The sequence below is a fragment of the Actinokineospora spheciospongiae genome, from assembly GCF_003182415.1.
Lineage (GTDB): Bacteria > Actinomycetota > Actinomycetes > Mycobacteriales > Pseudonocardiaceae > Actinokineospora > Actinokineospora spheciospongiae.
Genome location: NZ_QHCP01000012.1, coordinates 122189 through 139860, shown reverse-complemented (window position 1 = coordinate 139860; position 17672 = coordinate 122189). Strand labels below are relative to the sequence as shown.

Genomic DNA, 17672 nt, shown 5'->3' with positions numbered 1-17672 from the left:
AATTGCCGATGGCAACTCCCGGGTGCCGCCGGTCTGGGCGGCGGCACCCGGGAGAGTCCTCCTCAGACCCCGCGGAAGCGGTTGATCGCGTCCAGGTGCTTGGCGCGCATCTCGTGGTCGCGCACGCCCAGGCCCTCCTCGGGGGCCAGGCACAGCACGCCGACCTTGCCCTGGTGGGAGTTGCGGTGCACGTCCAGCGCGGCCTGGCCGGTGTCCTCCAGCGCGTAGGTCTTCGACAGGGTCGGGTGCACCAGGCCCTTGGCGATGAGCCGGTTGGCCTCGTAGGACTCGCGGTAGTTCGCGAAGTGCGAGCCGATGATCCGCTTGAGGTTCATCCACAGGTACCGGTTGTCGTACTCGTGCATGAAGCCCGAGGTCGACGCGCAGGTCACGATGGTGCCGCCCTTGCGGGCGACGTAGACCGAGGCGCCGAAGGTCTCGCGGCCCGGGTGCTCGAAGACGATGTCCGGGTCCTCACCGCCGGTGAGCTCGCGGATCTTCTTGCCGAGCCGCTGCCACTCCTTCGGGTCCTGGGTCGACTCGTCCTTCCAGAACTTGTAACCCTCCGCGTTGCGGTCGATGATCAGCTCCGCGCCCATCTTGCGGCAGATCTCGGCCTTCTCCGGGCTCGACACCACGCAGATCGGGATGGCGCCGCCGTTGAGCGCGAACTGGGTGGCGTAGGAGCCCAGGCCACCGGAGGCGCCCCAGATCAGGACCGTGTCGCCCTGCTTCATGTTGGCGCCGTTGGTGGAGACGAGCTGCCGGTAGGCGGTGGAGTTCACCAGTCCGGGGGACGCGGCCTCCTCCCAGGTGAGGTGGTCCGGCTTCGGCATGAGCTGGTTCGCCTTGACCAGGGCGATCTCGGCGAGGCCGCCGAAGTTCGTCTCGAAGCCCCAGATCCGCTGCTCGTTGTCGAGCATCGTGTCGTTGTGCCCGTCCGGGCTCTCCAGCTCGACGTTGAGGCAGTGCGCGACCACCTCGTCGCCCGGCTTCCAGCTGTGCACGCCGGGGCCGGTGCGCAGCACGACGCCCGCCAGGTCGGAGCCGACCACGTGGTAGGGCAGGTCGTGCCGCTTCGACAGCGGCGAGAGCTTGCCGAAGCGCTCGAGGAACTTGAACGTGGAGACCGGCTCGAAGATCGAGGTCCACACGGTGTTGTAGTTGATGGCGCTCGCCATCACCGCGACCAGGGCCTCGCCCGGGCCCAGCTCGGGGGTGGCGACCTCGTCGAGGTGCAGGGACTTGCGCGGGTCCTTGTCGCGCGAGGCCATGCCCTTGAACATCTCGACCTCGTCGGCGTGCACGGTCACCCCGCGGTAGTGCTCGGGGACCGGCAGCGAGCCGATCGCATCCAGCTCATCGGCCTGGATGGCGTCGAGGATCTTCTGCACGGCGGACCTCCTGGAGGGGATTTCGGTTCGTCGCCCGGGTGTCCAGGCCCAGGTGGAGCGAGGTTACTTGCGGGTAGCGATTCAGCACCAGCGGTGTGACAGATGGCACCCGCAGGCTATGCCCCGGCAACCGCCGCGACCACCGGACCTGTCACCGGGCAACAGTTCGGCCTCATCGGGTGTGCGGTTCGCGGACCTGGGAAAGTCGGGATCAGTGTGCGACGGCCGCAAGGCGCCGTCGCACCCCGGAGCAAAGGGACGTGTCACTGTGGCCACCTCCACCGAGGTCGATCAGGAGCGCGGGTTCTTCGGGCACCCACGAGGGCTCGCGAACCTGTTCGGAACAGAGATGTGGGAGAGGTTCTCCTTCTACGGGATGCAGGGCATCCTCTTGTACTACCTGTACTTCTCCGCCGCCGAGGGCGGTCTGGGGATCGACCAGGCCACCGCGGCCGGGATCGTCGGGGCCTACGGCGGGTCGGTGTACCTGTCGACGATCGCCGGGTCGTGGGTGGCCGACCGGCTCTTCGGGCCGGAGCGCACCCTGTTCTACAGCGGCGTGTCCATCCTCGTCGGCCACGTGGCCCTCGCCGCCCTGCCCGGCGTGGCGGGCGTCGCGGTCGGGCTGGTCTGCGTGGCGCTGGGCTCCGGCGGGCTCAAGGCCACCGCCACCACCCTGGTCGGCGCGCTCTACGCCGAGGGCGACGACCGCCGCGACGCCGGGTTCTCGATCTTCTACATGGGCGTCAACATCGGCGCGCTCGTCGGACCGCTGCTCACCGGGCTGCTGCAGACCCGGCTCGGCTTCCACTGGGGCTTCGGGCTCGCCGCGGTCGGCATGGCGATCGGGCTCGCGCAGTACGCGCTGGGGCGCAAGAACCTCCCCGAATCCGGCCGCGCGGTGCCCGACCCGCTCGACGCGGCCGGCCGGGTGCGCTCGGCCGTGGTGATCGGGCTGGGCGTCGCCGCGGTCGTCGTGCTGGTGCTCACCGGGGTGATCGACGCGGACAACCTGGCCACCGTCGTCACCTGGGTCATCGCCGCCGCGGCCGTCGCGCTGTTCGCCGTGCTGCTCACCAGCGGCCGGGTGGAGCGCGTCGAGCGGCGGCGGGTGCTGGCTTTCGTGCCGATGTTCCTGGTGAGCTTCGGGTTCTGGGCGCTGTTCCAGCAGCAGTTCACCGTGCTGGCCATCTACGCCGAGGAGCGGGTCGACCTGGACGTGTTCGGCTTCGCGGTGCCGCCGTCGTGGTTCAGCTCGGTGGAGCCGCTGTTCGTGGTGCTGCTGGCGTCGGTGTTCGCCGCGCTGTGGGTCCGGCTCGGGCCGCGCCAGCCGTCCACACCGGTCAAGTTCGCCCTGGGCGTCGGGTTCATGGGCGTGGCGTTCCTGGTGATGGCGCTGCTGGGGTTCACCAGGGGCGAGCACGTGGTCTCGCCGTGGCTGCTGGTGCTGGTGCTGCTGATCTTCGTGCTGGGTGAGCTGTGCCTGTCGCCGGTGGGGCTGTCGCTGTCGACGAAGCTGGCGCCCGCGGCGTACCGGGCGCAGATGGTGGCGCTGTTCTACCTGTCGATCGCGCTCGGCAGCTCGGTGGCCGGTGCGCTCGCGGAGTACTACACCGCGGACGGCGAACCGGTGTACTTCGGCCTGCTCGGCGGCGGGGCGATCGCGCTCGGCCTGGTGATGGCGGCGCTCACCCCGGTGGTGCGGCGGCTCATGGGCGGCGTGCGCTGATCCTGATCCGATTCAGCGGGATCGGCGGATTCGATCCAGCGGCGGGGGAAGCGCGCCACGGTGGGGACCGGGTGGCACGCTCCCCCGTCGGCTAGTGGCCGCCGTCGGCGGCGGGCTCGACGAGTTCGACCAGGACGCCACCGGCGTCCTTGGGGTGGACGAAGTTGACCCTGCTGTCGGCGGTGCCGCGCTTGGGCTTGTCGTAGAGCAGGCGCAACCCCTTGGCGCGCAACGCGTCCGCGGTCGCCTCGACGTCGGCCACCCGGTAGGCGAGCTGCTGCAACCCGGGGCCGCCGCGGGCGATGAACTTGGCGATCGTCGACTGGTCGTTGATCGGGGCCAGCAACTGCACGGCCGTCCCGGTCCCGTCGTCGCCCGGCGCGCGCAGCATGGCCTCGCGCACGCCCTGTTCCTCGTTGACCTCCTCGTGCACGGACACCAGGCCGAAGTGGTCGCGGTAGAACGCGATCGCCTCGTCCAGGTCCGGCACGGCCACTCCGACGTGGTCGATGGCCACCACGTGCGGGACAAGTGCTTCGTTCATGGGGGAACGATACGCCGGACCTACCCATCGGTAACCAATTGCTGTGCGGCTACTCACACGAGCACGTGGCGAACCGGTCACGCGCGGGTATGGTCCCGGTTAACGCACGTTCGCCGTCGTCTGTTCGTCAAGAGCCATATAGGAGACCGCCGTGTCCGAATCCGTCATCGTTGCCGGGGCGCGCACGCCCATCGGCCGACTGCTCGGTTCGCTCAAAGACTTCACCGGCGCCCAGCTCGGTGGGTTCGCCATCAAGGCGGCCCTGGAGAAGGCGGGCGTGAAGCCCGAGCAGGTGCAGTACACGATCATGGGTCAGGTGCTGACCGCGGGCGCGGGCCAGATCCCGGCCCGGCAGGCCGCCGTCGCCGCGGGCATCCCGATGGACGTCCCCGCGCTGACCATCAACAAGGTCTGCCTCTCCGGCCTCGACGCGATCGCCCTGGCCGACCAGCTCATCCGCGCGGGCGAGTTCGACATCGTCGTCGCGGGCGGCCAGGAGTCCATGACCCAGGCCCCGCACCTGCTGCCGAAGTCCCGCTCCGGCTTCAAGTACGGCGACGTGACCCTGCAGGACCACATGGCCTACGACGGCCTGTTCTGCGCCTTCGACCAGGTCGCCATGGGCTCCTCGACGGAGAAGTACAACACCCGCTACGGCCTCACCCGCGAGCAGCAGGACGCGTTCTCCGCCGCCTCGCACCAGAAGGCCGCCAAGGCCATCGCCGACGGCCGCTTCGCCGACGAGATCGCCCCGGTCACCATCCCGCAGCGCAAGGGCGACCCGGTCGTGTTCGACACCGACGAGGGCGTGCGCGGCGAGACCACCGCGGCGAGCCTGGGCAAGCTGCGCCCGGCCTTCGCCAGCGACGGCACCATCACCGCGGGCTCCGCCTCGCAGATCTCCGACGGCGCGGCCGCGGTCGTGGTGATGAGCAAGGCCAAGGCCGAGGAGCTGGGCCTGACCTGGCTCGCCGAGATCGGTGCGCACGGCGTCGTCGCGGGCCCGGACGCGAGCCTGCACGAGCAGCCGTCGAACGCGATCAAGGCGGCGCTGGCCAAGCAGAAGCTGGAGCCTGGCGACCTCGACCTGATCGAGATCAACGAGGCCTTCGCCGCGGTCGGCGTCGTGTCCACGGACAAGCTGGGCGTCAGCGAGGACATCGTCAACGTCAACGGCGGCGCGATCGCCCTGGGCCACCCCATCGGCGCCTCCGGTGCCCGCCTGGTGGTCCACCTCGCCTACGAGCTCAAGCGCCGCGGCGGCGGCGTCGGCGCGGCCGCCCTGTGCGGCGGCGGCGGCCAGGGCGACGCGCTGATCATCAGCGTGCCCAAGGCCTGAGCTTGGCCCGGAAAGTGGAGGTCGGTGACCTGGTCGACCGCGCGCGGCAGCGACAGCCGCGCGCGGTCGCCCGGCTCATCTCCCTCGTCGAGGACGCCAGCCCGCAGCTCCGCGAGGTCGCCGCGGCGCTGGCCCCGCACACCGGCCGGGCCGAGGTCATCGGCCTGACCGGCTCCCCGGGGGTCGGCAAGTCGACCACCACCTCCGCGCTCGTGTCGGCCTACCGCGCGCAGGGCAAGCGGGTGGGCGTCCTCGCCGTCGACCCGTCCTCCCCCTTCTCCGGCGGCGCCCTCCTCGGCGACCGCATCCGGATGCAGGACCACGCCACGGACCCGGACGTCTTCATCCGCTCCATGGCCACCCGCGGCCACCTCGGCGGCATGGCCTGGGCCACCCCCCAGGCCCTGCGCGTCCTCGACGCCGCGGGCTTCGACGTGGTCCTCATCGAGACCGTCGGCGTCGGCCAGTCCGAAGTGGACGTCGTGTCGCTGGCCGACACCACCCTGGTCCTGCTCGCCCCCGGCATGGGCGACGGCATCCAGGCCGCCAAGGCGGGCATCCTGGAGATCGCCGACGTGTTCGTGGTCAACAAGGCCGACCGCGACGGCGCCGAGACCACCGTCCGCGAACTCAAGTACATGATCTCCCTGGGCAGGCGCGAGATCCGCGGCGCCACCTGGCGCCAGCCGGTCTGCAAGACCGTCGCCGCCCGCACCGAGGGCATCGACGAGGTCACCGCGGCCATCGCCGAGCACCGCGCGTGGATGGTCGAGCGCGGGGAACTCGCCGAGCGCCGCACCCACCGCGCCAGGACCGAGGTCGAGGCCATCGCGGTCGAAACCCTCCGCTCCACCCTCGGCAACCTCCGCGGCGGCGACACCCTGGACCGCCTCGCCAAGCAGGTCATGGCAGGCCACCTCGACCCGTACGCCGCCGCCACCACCCTCATCGAGGACATCAAGGCGGCGAACTAGCCTGCCCCGGGCCTCGGGGGCACGGTCAGCCGGGCACCCCCGCGAAAGACCGGCGCTCCGCCACGCGGCCGAGCGCGCCCACTCGGCCCAACCCGCGCGTTTCCCCTCCGCCCGTCACCCGAACGGGCTATCTTCCCCGCATGGCAGCGATCGTCGTCGAGGACATCCGCAAGTCCTACGGGGACCTCACCGCCGTCGACGGTGTGTCGTTCACCGTCGCGGAGGGTGAGTTCTTCGGCATCCTCGGCCCCAACGGCGCGGGCAAGACCACCACCCTCGAGATCGTCGAGGGCCTGCGCCGCCCCGACGGCGGTTCGGTCCGCCTCCTGGGTGAGAACCCCTTCCCGCGCAACGTCAAGCTCCTCCCCAGGGTCGGTGTGCAACTCCAGGCGTCCGCCTTCTTCGAGAAGCTCTCCGCCCGCGAGCAGTTGGAAACCTTCGCCGCCCTCTACGGCGTCGGCCCGGCGCGGGCGGGGGAGGTGCTCGACCTCGTCGGCCTCGCCGACAAGGCGGAAACCCGGGAGGACAGGCTGTCCGGCGGGCAGCGCCAGCGGCTGTCCATCGCCTGCGCCCTGGTGCACGACCCCGACGTCGTCTTCCTCGACGAGCCGACCGCGGCGCTGGACCCGCAGGCGCGGCGGAACCTGTGGGACGTGCTGCGCGCCATCCAGGCCAGGGGCAAGACCATCGTCTACACCACCCACTACCTCGACGAGGCGGAAGTCCTCTGCGACCGGGTGGCGATCATGGACTCGGGGCGGGTGCTGGCCCTCGACACCCCCGCCGCGCTCGTGCGCGGGCTCGACGCCCCGGTGCGGGTGGTCCTGGAGCGGGGCGCGCTCACCGCGGCGACCGCGGCCGGGTTGCCCGGCGCCGACGAGGTGACCGAGGACGACCAGTCGCTCACGATCAGCACGCGGACCCCCGCGCCGCTGCTCTCGGCGTTGGCCGAGCGGGGGACGCTGGACGGGTTGCAGGTGCGCACGGCGACCCTCGAAGACGTCTTCCTGCACCAGACCGGACGGGAGTACCGGGCGTGAACAGCCCCTTCAAGAGCCTGTCGCTGGCGATGGCCAAGGGCTTCTTCCGCGAGAAGACGACCCTCTTCTTCACCTTCATCTTCCCGCTGATGTTCCTGGTGGTGTTCGGGCTGCTGTTCAGCGACTCCGGCACCGACCGGATCAAGCTGGGTTCGGTCGGCGACGGACCGGTGGTGGCCGCGCTCCGCGAGACCGGGGCGGTGGAGGTCGAACGCTACGACACCCTCGACGCCGGGCTGGCCGAGGTGCGCGACGGGGACCTGCCCGGGCTGGTGGAGGTGACCGGCGACCGGGTCGTGCTGCACTTCGCCGCCAGCGACCAGGCCCGGGCGGGGACGGTGCGCGGGCTGGTGCAGGGCGTCACCCAGGAGTTGAACGTCGCCGCGAGCGGGCAGCCGCCGAAGTTCGCCTTCGCCGCCACCCAGGTCGAGGACTCGTCGCTGAAGGCCATCCAGTACCTGACACCGGGCATCCTGAGCTGGGGGATCGCCATCTCCGCGGTGTTCGGGGCGGCGTTGCCGCTGGTGAGCTGGCGGCGCAAGCAGGTGCTGCGCAAGCTGCGGCTGGCCCCGGTCAGCACGACCACGGTGCTCGGCTCCCGACTGCTGGTCACCATCACCGTGGCCATCGTCCAGGCGGTGCTGTTCGTCGCCGTGGCGTCACTGCCGGTGTTCGGGCTGGCGCTCTCGGGCACCTGGTGGCTGTCGATCCCGGTGTTCCTGCTCGGCATCCTGGCGTTCTTCTCCATCGGGATGCTGGTGGGGGCGTTCTGCAAGACCGAGGAGGCGGCCTCCGGGGCGGCGAACATCCTGGTGCTGCCGATGTCGTTCCTGTCCGGCTCGTTCTTCCCGATCGAGAACGCCCCCGGCTGGTTGCGGGCTGTGTCCAACGTCCTACCGCTGCGCCACATGAACGACGGCATGACCGACTTCCTGGTGCGCGGCAAGGGTTTCGAGGCGCTGCTGGTGCCCTGCGCGGTGCTGCTGGGCTTCACCCTGGTGGTGAGCTTCATCGCATCGAAGGTCTTCAGTTGGGAGGACAACTAGGTTTTCGAACCGTTGTCGCAGGTCAGAGCCCTGTGGGGCGCGCTGCCGGTGAGCCCGTTCACACTCCACACTGGAGCCATGTTCGATACCGCAGCCGGTCGCTTCCGTGCCGTCGCCTTCGCCGAGGCCGTTTCCTGGGTCGGCCTGCTCGTCGGGATGTTCTTCAAGTACGTCACCGAGTCCGGGGAGCTGGGGGTCAAGGTCTTCGGCCCGGTCCACGGCTTCGTCTTCGTGGCGTACCTGCTGGTGACCGCCCTCGCCGCGCGCGAGTACCGGTGGAACCGCTGGACCACCGTCTGGGCGCTGGTCTGCAGCGTGCCGCCGCTGGCCACCCTGGTCTACGAGCGCTGGGCCCTGCGCACCGGCAAGCTCGACCCCATCGGCGGGGCGCACCGCTCCCGGACCCCGCAGATCGGCGTCCCCGAACCCGTCTGACCCACCCTCACGCGACAGGGACGGCCCACCCGGGCCGTCCCTGTTCTCGTGCCAGGAGACCCCGGGGCTCAGTCCTGGTAGTCGCCCGCGGCCTTGCGGACCTTCGACAGCAGGTCGGTGAGCTGCGCGGTCTGCCGCTCGGTCAGCCCCCGCAGCCCGAAGTCGACGGAGGTGACCGCCGCCGTGGCCTCGGCCCGGCGCTCGCGGCCCGCCTCGGTGATCTCGGCCAGCGTCGTGCGCCGGTCCGTGGCGTGCGGGGTCCGGCGCACCAGGCCGTCGGCCTCCAGCCGGTCGACGATGTTGGTGACGCTGGTCGGGTGCAGTTGCAGCCGCTCACCCATCACCCGCATCGGCAGGCTGCCGCGCTTGGCGAAGGTCAGCAGCACCAGCGCCTCGTACCGGGCGAAGGTCAACCCGTGCGGCTTCAACGCGGTGTCCACAGCGGACTGGAGGATCTGCTGGACGCGCATCACGCTCGTCACGGCGGCCATCGTCGAGGAGTCGCCGATCCGCTCCTCCCACAGCTCCGCGGCGCGGGCGATCGGGTCGAACGGCAACGTGCGCGGCCTCATGGGGGTTGAAGCTACCAGTGGGTTGCCCCGCCCGGACCGATCAGTGGCCGCCTCCCGGACCCGCGAACCCCACCCGGTTCCGGCCACCCCGCCCGGCCCTGCGCCCGGGGGTGCCTGCCGACCGATAGTGTGCGCCCGGGACCGCCACACCCGCTCCCGGTGAGGAGACCACCGTGCTCATCGCGTTCAGCGTCAGCCCGCTCGGCGGCGAGTCCGAGGCGGTCGGCGACGCCGTCGCCGAGGCCGTCCGCGTCGTCCGGGAGTCGGGCCTGCCCAACGAGACCAACGCGATGCACACCCTGGTCGAGGGCGAGTGGGACGAGGTCATGGCCGTGGTCAAGCGCGCCACCGACGTGCTGCTGGCCCGGTACCCGAGGGTCAGCCTGGTCCTCAAGGCCGACATCCGCCCCGGTCACACCGGCCAGCTCACCGCCAAGGTCGACCGCGTCGAACGCCACCTCGCCCGATGAAGGAGACCCCCGTGGACCCGCGCCTGCTGTGGCAGTGCTTCGAGCCGTACCACGCCGTCACCTACTTCACCCCGGAGTCGATCGCCGAGACCGACGCCCTGGGCTGCAAGGGCCGCTGGATGGGCTACTTCGGCATGCGCGCCGCACCCCTGGGCGCGGCCCCCGAGTGGCTGGTCACCAGCCTGTTCTACAACTTCCACCCGTCCCGCGTCCGCCGGGCGCTGCCGGAGGCGTGGACCGTCGCCTCCCCGGAGGACTTCCTGGCCGCCCGCCTGCGCGGAGTGGACGGCGCCCTCCGCCGGATGCTCGGCGAGGCCGTGTCGTCCCCCGAGGTGGCCGAGGCGGCGGACCTGGCCCGCACCGCCGCCTCCTGGGCACCCACCGCCGGGCGCCCCCTCGGCGCGGCCAACGCCGCCCTGCCCCTGCCCCCGCAACCCCACCTGTCCCTGTGGCAGTCGACCACCACCCTCCGCGAATCCCGGGGCGACGGCCACGTGGCCGCCCTGGTCACCGCGGGCCTGGACCCGGTGGAAGCCCTGGTCGTCTTCGCCGCCGACACGGGCCTGCGACCCGACTACATGCGAACCGCCCGCCAGGTCCCGGACGAGGAGTGGACGGCAGCCGAACAGCGGATGCTGGAACGGGACGTCCTCTCAGCCCCCGGCACCCTGACCGACGAGGGCCGCGAACTCCGCGAATCGGTGGAAGCCCTCACCGACGAGGCGGCGGCAGCCCCCTGGGCAGAACTGGGCGAGCAGGGCTGCGCCCGCTTCGTCGAACTGATGGCCCCGCTCTCGCTGACCATCACCCGCCTCAACGACCGCATGCGGGTCAACCCGATGGGCCTGGCCCCGGAAAGCGCACTCGCCGCCCTGGTCGACTGAGCCCTGTGCACAACCGTTTGCGCACCCCTACCCTCCCCGGTTGAATCGATTCGGGGGCTGCTCGATCCCGCCTGTGGACAACTGCTGCCCACACCGCGTTCTCGTCGGTGCCGGTGCTTGGGTTGATTCGGGGGCTCCACTGATCCGGCTGTGGACAAGCCCGACGTGAATTCCCGTTCATGTCGGTACTGCCTGCTTGGATTGATTCGGGGGCTCCATCCGCCGGGGTGTGGACAACTCTCCAGCGGATGCGGCTTTCTGTCGGTGCCGCGTGGTGGGATTGATTCGGGGGCTGCCCGGTTCGGGTTGTGGATGACCAGGTGTCGGGTTCGCGCTGGTGGGGTGGGCCTCGGGGGGTGTTCGCGCTGGTGGTGGGGTGGTGTTCGCCCGTTTCACACATTTGGGGTGGGTGTCCGGATGGTGAACGTGGCCACCCTGTGGGGCGGTGGCCCGAACGGTGGCGGCGGGGGCGTGCCAGGATGTGGGGGTGACCAGGCCAGACCCACGCCAGACCGCCGCACTGTCGGCCGCCCTTTCCCGGGCCGTAGACCTGTCCGCTCTCAAAGCCCGGGCGGACGCCACCAAGACCGCCCCGCCCGCCGCCGCGGCCGGTGCCGCCAAGGCCCCCGCCGCTGACGCGGGGGCGTTCACCGTCGACGTGTCCGAGGCCAGTTTCCAGGCCGACGTCGTCGAGCGGTCCCTGCAGGTGCCGGTGATCGTGGCGCTGACCGCGGGGTGGTCGGGGCAGGCGCAGCAGTTGACCGCGATGCTGGAGAAGTTGGTCGCGGAGTTCAACGGGGCGTGGATTCTGGCCCGCACCGACATCGATGCCAACCCGCGCATCGCGCAGCTTTTCGGGGTGCAGTCGGTGCCGATGGTGGTGGCGATCGCAGGCGGGCAGCCCGTGGAGGCGTTCGGGGACGTGCCGCCGGAGGCGCAGGTGCGGCAGTGGTTGAGCGGGTTGCTCGACGCGCTGCGGGACCGGTTGCCGGGGATCGCCGCGGCCGAGTCGGCGGTGCCCGAGGCCGCCGCCGAGGTCGAGGAACCGGAGGACGAGCGGTTCGCCGCCGCCGAGGCCGCGTTCGAGCAGGGCGACTACGCCGGTGCCGAGGCCGCCTACGAGGCGATCATCGCCGCCGAACCCGCCAACGCCGAGGCGAAGGCCGCGCTCGCCCAGGTGCGGTTCCTGGCTCGGGCGGAGGTGACCGACCCATCGGTGATCGTGCGCGCCGACATGTCACCGGACGACATCGACGCGCAGCTTGCCGCCGCCGACCTCGAACTGGCGGGGCAGGCCGCCGAGCAGGCTTTCGACCGGCTGGTGGCCGTGGTGGCGCGGTCGTCCGGGGACGACCGGGACCGGGCGCGGACGCACCTGGTGTCGTTGTTCGAGCTGTTCGCCTCGGATGACCCGCGGGTGATCAAGGCTCGGCGGGACCTGGCTTCTGCCCTGTACTGATCTTGTGGTCGAAGGGGCCCATCCGCTGGATGGGCCCCTTCGCTGTGTCTTGAGTCCGTGCGCCGGGTCTTTGCGTTGGTGCCCGGGTGGATGTGCTCTGTCTTCGTCGCCGGTCGTTTGGTGGGTGTGCCCGGCTGGGTGGATGTGTTTGGCCGGGGCCCCTATGGCGATCATGTGCTCCAGTGCGTCAGGTGGGGCTGAAAAGATGCCCCACCGCCCAGGCAGGCTGTCACATGATCGCCACCCCCGGCCAAACACATCCACCCACCCGGGCAGGGCCGTAGCCGGGCCAGCGGTTTTCGGGGGCGGACGGCTGAGTTGCTGCGCCGGTGGGGTTCGCGGTGGCTGGCGGTTGCGGGGTGGTCGGTTGGGCAAGCGCATCCGCCCACCCGGGCAATTTGCTTGGCCGGGCAGGCGGTTGTCGGGGTGGCTGGCTGGTTGTTGCTGCGCCGGTGGGGTTCGGGTGGCCGGTGGCCGGGCCGCCGATTTCGGGGTGGCCGCAGGCGGGTCGGTGGTGTGTGGGTGGTTGGCCGGGCTCGGGGGTGGGTCTAGCTGAAGCGGCTCGCGCAGCCCTTGCTGCCTTCGAAGAAGCCGACCCGGAAGGCCTCCACGCGGGCGAAGCCGGAGGGGATCTGCTTGCCCTGGGCGTCGGCGGCGATGAGGCTGTTGTCCTGGAGCAGTTCCGCCACCGCTTCGTCGAGGTCGCCGACGGCGAGGCGGAGTCTGCGGCCGGTGTCGTCGGTGGCGGTGTCGGTGTAGCGGGCCCAGGCGCCGGTCAGGCAGGCTGTGCGCAGGCCCGCCTTGTCGCCGTCGAGGGGGGCTCCTTCGGTTTTCTGGACCGACAGGGAGTAGCGGGAGGCGATTTCGGCGAAGGCGGCGAAGTCGCCGATGCCCGCGCCGTCGACGCCCGGTTCCTGGCCGCGCTTGGGTGGGTTGGCGATCTTCTGCACCTCATCGGCGTCGACGGCGATGGTGTTGGAGTCGGGGCAGAAGGAGACCGGTGGGGTGGAGGTGCCGGAGTCGCAGTCGGCGCCGTCGTAGGTGATCTCCGGGTGGCTGTCGGTGCCGCTGAAGGCGTCCGAGAGGCTTTCCTTGAGCAGCTTGCGGACCTCGTCCTTGCTGAGGTCGACGTTGCCGTCCTTGGAGTTCTCGATCTCGGAGTCCTTGCGCTCCTTCTCCACGATCCGGCCGTTGATCTCGTCGGTGTCCATCCGGGCGCAGCGGGTGGGGCCCTCGGCGAAGCCCGCCTGGAAGGCGAACACCCGGTCGAACGCCAGGCCGTGCGCGCCCTGCTTCGACGCCGACAGGCCCGCCGGGTCGCGGATGAAGAACATGGTGGCCAGCACGTGGTTGAGGCCGGTGCCCGCGTTGATGTCGAAGTGCTCGGACTTCTTGTCGGCCACCCAGCGAAAGAAGCCGCCCGCGTAGCAGTCGGCCTGCTGCTCCTTGACGATCGTCGGCGTGGCCTGGCTGATGTTGCTCTTGGCACCGAGGCGGAACTGCACCGCGTGGCCCATTTCGTGCGCGAGCACCGCCACCACCGACATCGGGCCGAACTGCTTGTCCAGCATCGGCAGCAGCACACCCCGGTCCCAGGCGACGCTGTCGTCCTGGCCGCAGTAGAACGCGTTGACCAGTTGCTTGGTGCTCTGCCCGCAGAGGGTGATCGACTTGCCCTCGGAGTCGTAGGACGCCAGGCGCTTGACCGGCTCGAACTCCTGGCCGTCGAAGTCGGCGGGCATCCGCTCGCCCCAGTACCTGTAGATGTCGGCCAGCGCGTTGGTCGCCAGCCGGTCCATCTCGCCGCCGTCGGCGTTCTCCACCGCCAGCTCGGCGTCCGGCACGCCCTGCTTGGGGCCGCTGGGCTGGTTGTTGTCCACCGGGATGCCCGCCGCGGTGCCCGCGTCGATGTCGCCGACGCCGCGTGCCCTGCCCTCGATCGGCGTGCCCGCGCAGCCGCCCAACTGGGCCACGACGGCGACCGCGGCGGTGAGCACCACCGCGACCCTGATCCTGGTGTCCCTTGCCCGCACGTCATCCCCACACTTCGCTCTGCGCAGGCCAGGGGCCTGCCGCCGGATGGCTGCACCCTACTGGGGAGTGGGCGGTAGCGGACCCCGATCAGCCCACGGCGGCACGGAAATGAGCGATTTTCACAACAGGGGGTGATCCGGTGGGCGTCAGACCAGCCCACACTTGCCGTCGCCGCCGGTGAAGCCCGCGCGGAAGGCGGCCACCCGGTCGAACCCGGCGGGGATCGCCGCGCCCTTGGCGTCGCGGGCCGCGTAGTCGTAGTCGAGCAGCACCTGCACGGCCTCGTCGAGGTCGCCGGGGGACAGGTACTGCCCGGCGGAGTCGAACAGCGACCGGGTGAACGAGCCGGTCAGGCAGACGACCGAGCGCTGCGCGTCCGCCCCGTCCAGCGGCTTGCCCACCGCCGCCCGGGCGGCCAGCGCGTAGCGGCCCGCCAGCAGCGTGCCGGTGGCGTAGTCGCCGATGTCGCCGTGGATGCCGGGCAGGTCGTCGCGGTCGTCCAGCTCGATGGTCCCGGCGGTGGCGCAGTAGGCCACCGGCCCCTGCTCGCCCCCGTCGCAGGTGGGGTTGCCCGCCACCGCCTTCACCTCCGGCTTGGCCCACTCCTTGCCCGACCTGGTGACCAGCCCGCCGAAGTAGGTGTCGAGCCCGGGGGTGATCGAGCCGACGATCTGGTCGAACTCGACGTTGCCGCCGCGGGCGGCGTCGTCGGCGTTGGTGAACCCGGTGAGGGTGAACTCCCGGTTGCCCACGGTCATCCCCGCGCACAGCTCGGCGCCCCGGTCGTAACCGTCCTGGAACGCCGAGACCCGGTCGAAGGCGTCGCCGTGCGCACCGCCGTCGGTCTGGTCGGTGCCGATCGGGTCGCGGAAGCTGATCAGCGACTCCAGCGCCGAGTCCAGCCGCTCCTTCTCGATGCTCAGGTGCGGCGCCTTGCCGTCGGCGACCCAGCGCACGAACGAGCCCGCGTAGCAGTCGGCCATCGCCTCGATCAGGATCGTCGGGAACGCCTGCGGGTCGGCCCGCCGCTGCTCCATGCCCACCCCGGTCCGCGCCTGCACCGCGTGCCCGATCTCGTGCGCGAGCACCAGCACCACCGCGGCCTCGCCGAACCGCTCGCGCAGCACCGGCAGCAGCGCCGCCCGGTCCCAGGCGATCGCGTCGGAGGTCGGGCAGTAGAACGCGTTGCCCTCCACGTCGACCGGGCTGTCCGCGCACGGCGGCTTGGGGCTGTCCGCGTCGGAGGTGTCGACGGAGTAGTAGCCGCCCGCCAGGTCGTCGAACCGGGTGTCGAAGGTGGACGGGAAGGCGTCGGTCCAGTACGCCCGCACGTCGTCGACGACGGTGGCGGCCAGCCGGTCGATCTCACCGCCGTCGGTGTTCTTCACGAACGAGGTGTCCGCCGCCCCGCCCCTGTCCGGGGCCACCACCGAACCCTGCCCGACCGGCGTGCCGGACACGGTGGTCGTGCAGGCCACCAGCGCCACGGCGAGCGACAGCGCCGGGAGGAGGCGGGGCAGACGGGTGCGCACCCGTCCAGTGTGCCGCAGGACGGGTGCGCGATGGGGTCGGATTCGAAGCTCAGGCCTCCGGGACCAGCCAGACCACGCCCTGCGGGGGCAGGTTCAGCACCGCCGACGACGACCGGCCGTGCCACGGGGTGTCCTCGGCGGTGACCACGCCGTAGTTGCCGACCCCCGACCCGCCGTAGGCCTCCGCGTCGGTGTTGAGGACCTCGCGCCAGCGCCCGCCGCGGGGCAGCCCCACCCGGTAGTCCAGGTGCGGGGCGCCCGCGAAGTTGGCCACGCAGACCAGGTCACCGCCACCGCCGTGCCGGGCGAAGCTGAGCACGTTGTTGGCCGAGTCGTTGGCGTCGATCCAGGAGAAGCCCTCGGGGCGGACGTCGTCGGCGTAGAGCGCGGGCCGGTCGCGGTAGACGGCGTTGAGGTCGCCCACCAGCCTGCGCACCCCGCCGTGGAAGTGCTGCTCGGTCAGCTCCCAGTCCAGCGAGCGCGACTCCGACCACTCGCGGACCTGGCCGAACTCCTGGCCCATGAACAGCAGTTGCTTGCCGGGGTGCGCCCACATGAAGGCCAGCAGCGCGCGCAGCCCCGCCGCCTTGTTCCAGTCGTCGCCGGGCATCCGCGTCCACAGCGAACCCTTGCCGTGCACGACCTCGTCGTGCGACAGCGGCAGGACGAAGTTCTCGCTCCAGGCGTAGACCAGGGAGAACGTGACCTCGTTGTGGTGGAACGCCCGGTGCACCGGGTTGTGCCCGATGTAGTTGAGCGTGTCGTGCATCCAGCCCATGTTCCACTTGAAGCCGAAGCCCAGACCGCCCAGGTGCGTCGGCCTGGTGACGCCGGGCCACGCGGTGGACTCCTCGGCGATCATCACCGAACCGGGGTGGTGCTTGTAGACGGTGGCGTTGAGCTCCTGGAGGAACTTGACCGCGTCCAGGTTCTCCCGGCCGCCGTGGACGTTGGGCAGCCACTCGCCGTCCTTGCGCGAGTAGTCCAGGTACAGCATCGAGGCCACCGCGTCGACCCGCAGGCCGTCGACGTGGAACTCCTCCATCCAGTACAGGGCGTTGGCCACCAGGAAGTTGCGCACCTCGCTGCGGCCGAAGTCGAACACCAGGGTGCCCCAGTCGGGCTGCTCGCCGCGGCGCGGGTCGGCGTGCTCGTAGAGCGGGCTGCCGTCGAACCGGGCCAGCGCCCAGGCGTCGCGCGGGAAGTGCGCGGGCACCCAGTCCACGATCACGCCGATGCCGCGGTTGTGCAGGGCGTCGACGAACTCCCGGAACTCGTCCGGGGTGCCGAACCGCGAGGTCGGCGCGTAGTAGGAGGTGACCTGGTAGCCCCAGGAGCCGCCGAACGGGTGCTCGGCGACCGGCAGCAGCTCCACGTGGGTGAAGTTGTACTCGACCAGGTAGTCACCCAGCTCCTGGGCCAGCTCGCGGTACCCGAGGCCCTGGCGCCAGGAACCCAGGTGCACCTCGTAGGCGCTCATCGGCGCGCCCGACCAGTCGGTGGCGTCGCGCCGGGCGATCCACTCCTCGTCGGTCCAGGTGTGCGCCGAGGTGGTCACCACGGACGCGGTCTGCGGCGGGACCTCGGTGGCGAACGCCATCGGGTCGGCCTTCTCGTGCCAGTGGCCATCGGCGCCGTGGATGCGGAACTTGTACCGGCTGCCCACCGGCACACCCGGGATGAACAGCTCCCACACCCCCGAGGAGCCCAGCGAGCGCATCGGGTTCGCCCGGCCGTCCCAGCCGTCGAAGTCGCCGCACACCCGCACCCCGCGCGCGGTCGGCGCCCACACCGCGAAGGAGGTGCCGGTGACCGTGCCGTTGGGGGTGTCGTAGGCGCGCGGGTGGGCGCCGAGGATCTCCCACAGGCGTTCGTGCCTGCCCTCGCCGAACAGGTGCAGGTCCAGCTCGCCCAGCGTCGGCAGCCAGCGGTACGGGTCCTCCACCAGCTCCGGGCCGGTGCCGTAGTCCACTTCCAGCAGGTACTCGTTCGGCACCACGGGCACCGGGGCCTCGAAGAACCCGGAAAGGCCCTCGGCCAGTTCGTGGCGGTCGCGGCCGATGAGCACCGCCACCGACTTCGCGTTCGGCCGCAGCGCGCGGACCACCGCCGTGCCGGGCTCCGCCGGGTTGGCGTGCGCACCCAGCACCGAGTGCGGATCGTGGTGGGTACCGGCGAGCAGGCGCTCGATCTGGTCCGTCGTCAAGAGAGTCAACCTCG

General features: G+C 71.2%; 15 protein-coding genes. 9 read left to right on the top strand and 6 right to left on the bottom strand.

The features are described 5' to 3' along the window. Positions 1–62: 62 nt before the first annotated feature. The gene (ccrA, locus tag DFQ13_RS26840; RefSeq protein WP_110081786.1) at positions 63–1394 is read right to left on the bottom strand and encodes a crotonyl-CoA carboxylase/reductase; all 1332 of its coding nucleotides are present in this window, start codon (positions 1392–1394) and stop codon (positions 63–65) included. Between the two features lie 268 nt (positions 1395–1662). On the opposite strand from ccrA, the gene DFQ13_RS26835 reads away from it, so the two are divergent. Continuing rightward, the gene (locus DFQ13_RS26835; protein WP_035285462.1) at positions 1663–3123 is read left to right on the top strand and encodes a peptide MFS transporter; all 1461 of its coding nucleotides are present in this window, start codon (positions 1663–1665) and stop codon (positions 3121–3123) included. Between the two features lie 91 nt (positions 3124–3214). On the opposite strand, the gene mce is transcribed toward DFQ13_RS26835, so the two are convergent. Beyond that, positions 3215–3667 (bottom strand): methylmalonyl-CoA epimerase, encoded by a 453-nt coding sequence (gene mce / locus DFQ13_RS26830; RefSeq protein WP_035285465.1) that lies wholly within the window; start codon positions 3665–3667, stop codon positions 3215–3217. A gap of 151 nt (positions 3668–3818) precedes the next feature. On the opposite strand from mce, the gene DFQ13_RS26825 reads away from it, so the two are divergent. From DFQ13_RS26825 to DFQ13_RS26805, 5 genes are all read left to right on the top strand, one after another. Then, positions 3819–5006, top strand: a complete 1188-nt coding sequence (locus DFQ13_RS26825; protein WP_035285468.1) for an acetyl-CoA C-acetyltransferase — start codon at positions 3819–3821, stop codon at positions 5004–5006. A gap of 2 nt (positions 5007–5008) precedes the next feature. After that, entirely contained in the window at positions 5009–5980 is a 972-nt protein-coding gene (gene meaB, locus DFQ13_RS26820; RefSeq protein ID WP_035285471.1) for a methylmalonyl Co-A mutase-associated GTPase MeaB, read from the top strand. Between the two features lie 140 nt (positions 5981–6120). Further along, positions 6121–7020, top strand: coding sequence for an ABC transporter ATP-binding protein (locus tag DFQ13_RS26815; RefSeq protein WP_110081785.1), 900 nt, complete (start codon positions 6121–6123; stop codon positions 7018–7020). Beyond that, positions 7017–8066: an ABC transporter permease gene (locus DFQ13_RS26810; protein WP_233438589.1), complete on the top strand. Its 1050-nt coding sequence runs from the start codon at positions 7017–7019 to the stop codon at positions 8064–8066. Before DFQ13_RS26815 ends, DFQ13_RS26810 begins: the two co-directional genes overlap by 4 nt. A 78-nt stretch (positions 8067–8144) precedes the next feature. Beyond that, positions 8145–8501, top strand: coding sequence for a DUF3817 domain-containing protein (locus DFQ13_RS26805; protein ID WP_035285476.1), 357 nt, complete (start codon positions 8145–8147; stop codon positions 8499–8501). Between the two features lie 68 nt (positions 8502–8569). On the opposite strand, the gene DFQ13_RS26800 is transcribed toward DFQ13_RS26805, so the two are convergent. After that, positions 8570–9073 carry a MarR family winged helix-turn-helix transcriptional regulator gene (locus DFQ13_RS26800; RefSeq protein ID WP_035285477.1) on the bottom strand — a complete coding sequence of 168 codons (504 nt, stop codon included), beginning with the start codon at positions 9071–9073 and terminating at the stop codon, positions 8570–8572. Positions 9074–9246: 173 nt separating this feature from the next. On the opposite strand from DFQ13_RS26800, the gene DFQ13_RS26795 reads away from it, so the two are divergent. The 3 genes from DFQ13_RS26795 to DFQ13_RS26785 all read left to right on the top strand — a co-directional run bounded on the left by DFQ13_RS26795 (position 9247) and on the right by DFQ13_RS26785 (position 11886). Next, positions 9247–9543, top strand: coding sequence for an MTH1187 family thiamine-binding protein (locus DFQ13_RS26795; RefSeq protein ID WP_035285479.1), 297 nt, complete (start codon positions 9247–9249; stop codon positions 9541–9543). Between the two features lie 11 nt (positions 9544–9554). Next, complete coding sequence (locus DFQ13_RS26790; RefSeq protein ID WP_200873417.1) at positions 9555–10427, top strand: SCO6745 family protein; 873 nt, start codon at positions 9555–9557, stop codon at positions 10425–10427. A gap of 487 nt (positions 10428–10914) precedes the next feature. Then, complete coding sequence (locus DFQ13_RS26785) at positions 10915–11886, top strand: tetratricopeptide repeat protein (RefSeq protein WP_063935988.1); 972 nt, start codon at positions 10915–10917, stop codon at positions 11884–11886. Between the two features lie 548 nt (positions 11887–12434). Here the strand turns inward: DFQ13_RS26785 and DFQ13_RS26780 are convergent. The 3 genes from DFQ13_RS26780 to glgB form a co-directional block, all read right to left on the bottom strand. Next, on the bottom strand, positions 12435–13919 hold the full coding sequence (locus tag DFQ13_RS26780; protein ID WP_110081784.1) for a neutral zinc metallopeptidase: 1485 nt from the start codon (positions 13917–13919) through the stop codon (positions 12435–12437). 147 nt (positions 13920–14066) lie between these two features. Beyond that, a complete protein-coding gene (locus DFQ13_RS26775; protein WP_233427566.1) occupies positions 14067–15452 on the bottom strand; it encodes a neutral zinc metallopeptidase in 1386 nt (461 codons plus the stop codon). A 49-nt stretch (positions 15453–15501) separates the two neighbouring features. Then, positions 15502–17658: a 1,4-alpha-glucan branching protein GlgB gene (gene glgB / locus DFQ13_RS26770; RefSeq protein WP_407643213.1), complete on the bottom strand. Its 2157-nt coding sequence runs from the start codon at positions 17656–17658 to the stop codon at positions 15502–15504. Positions 17659–17672: the final 14 nt, after the last annotated feature.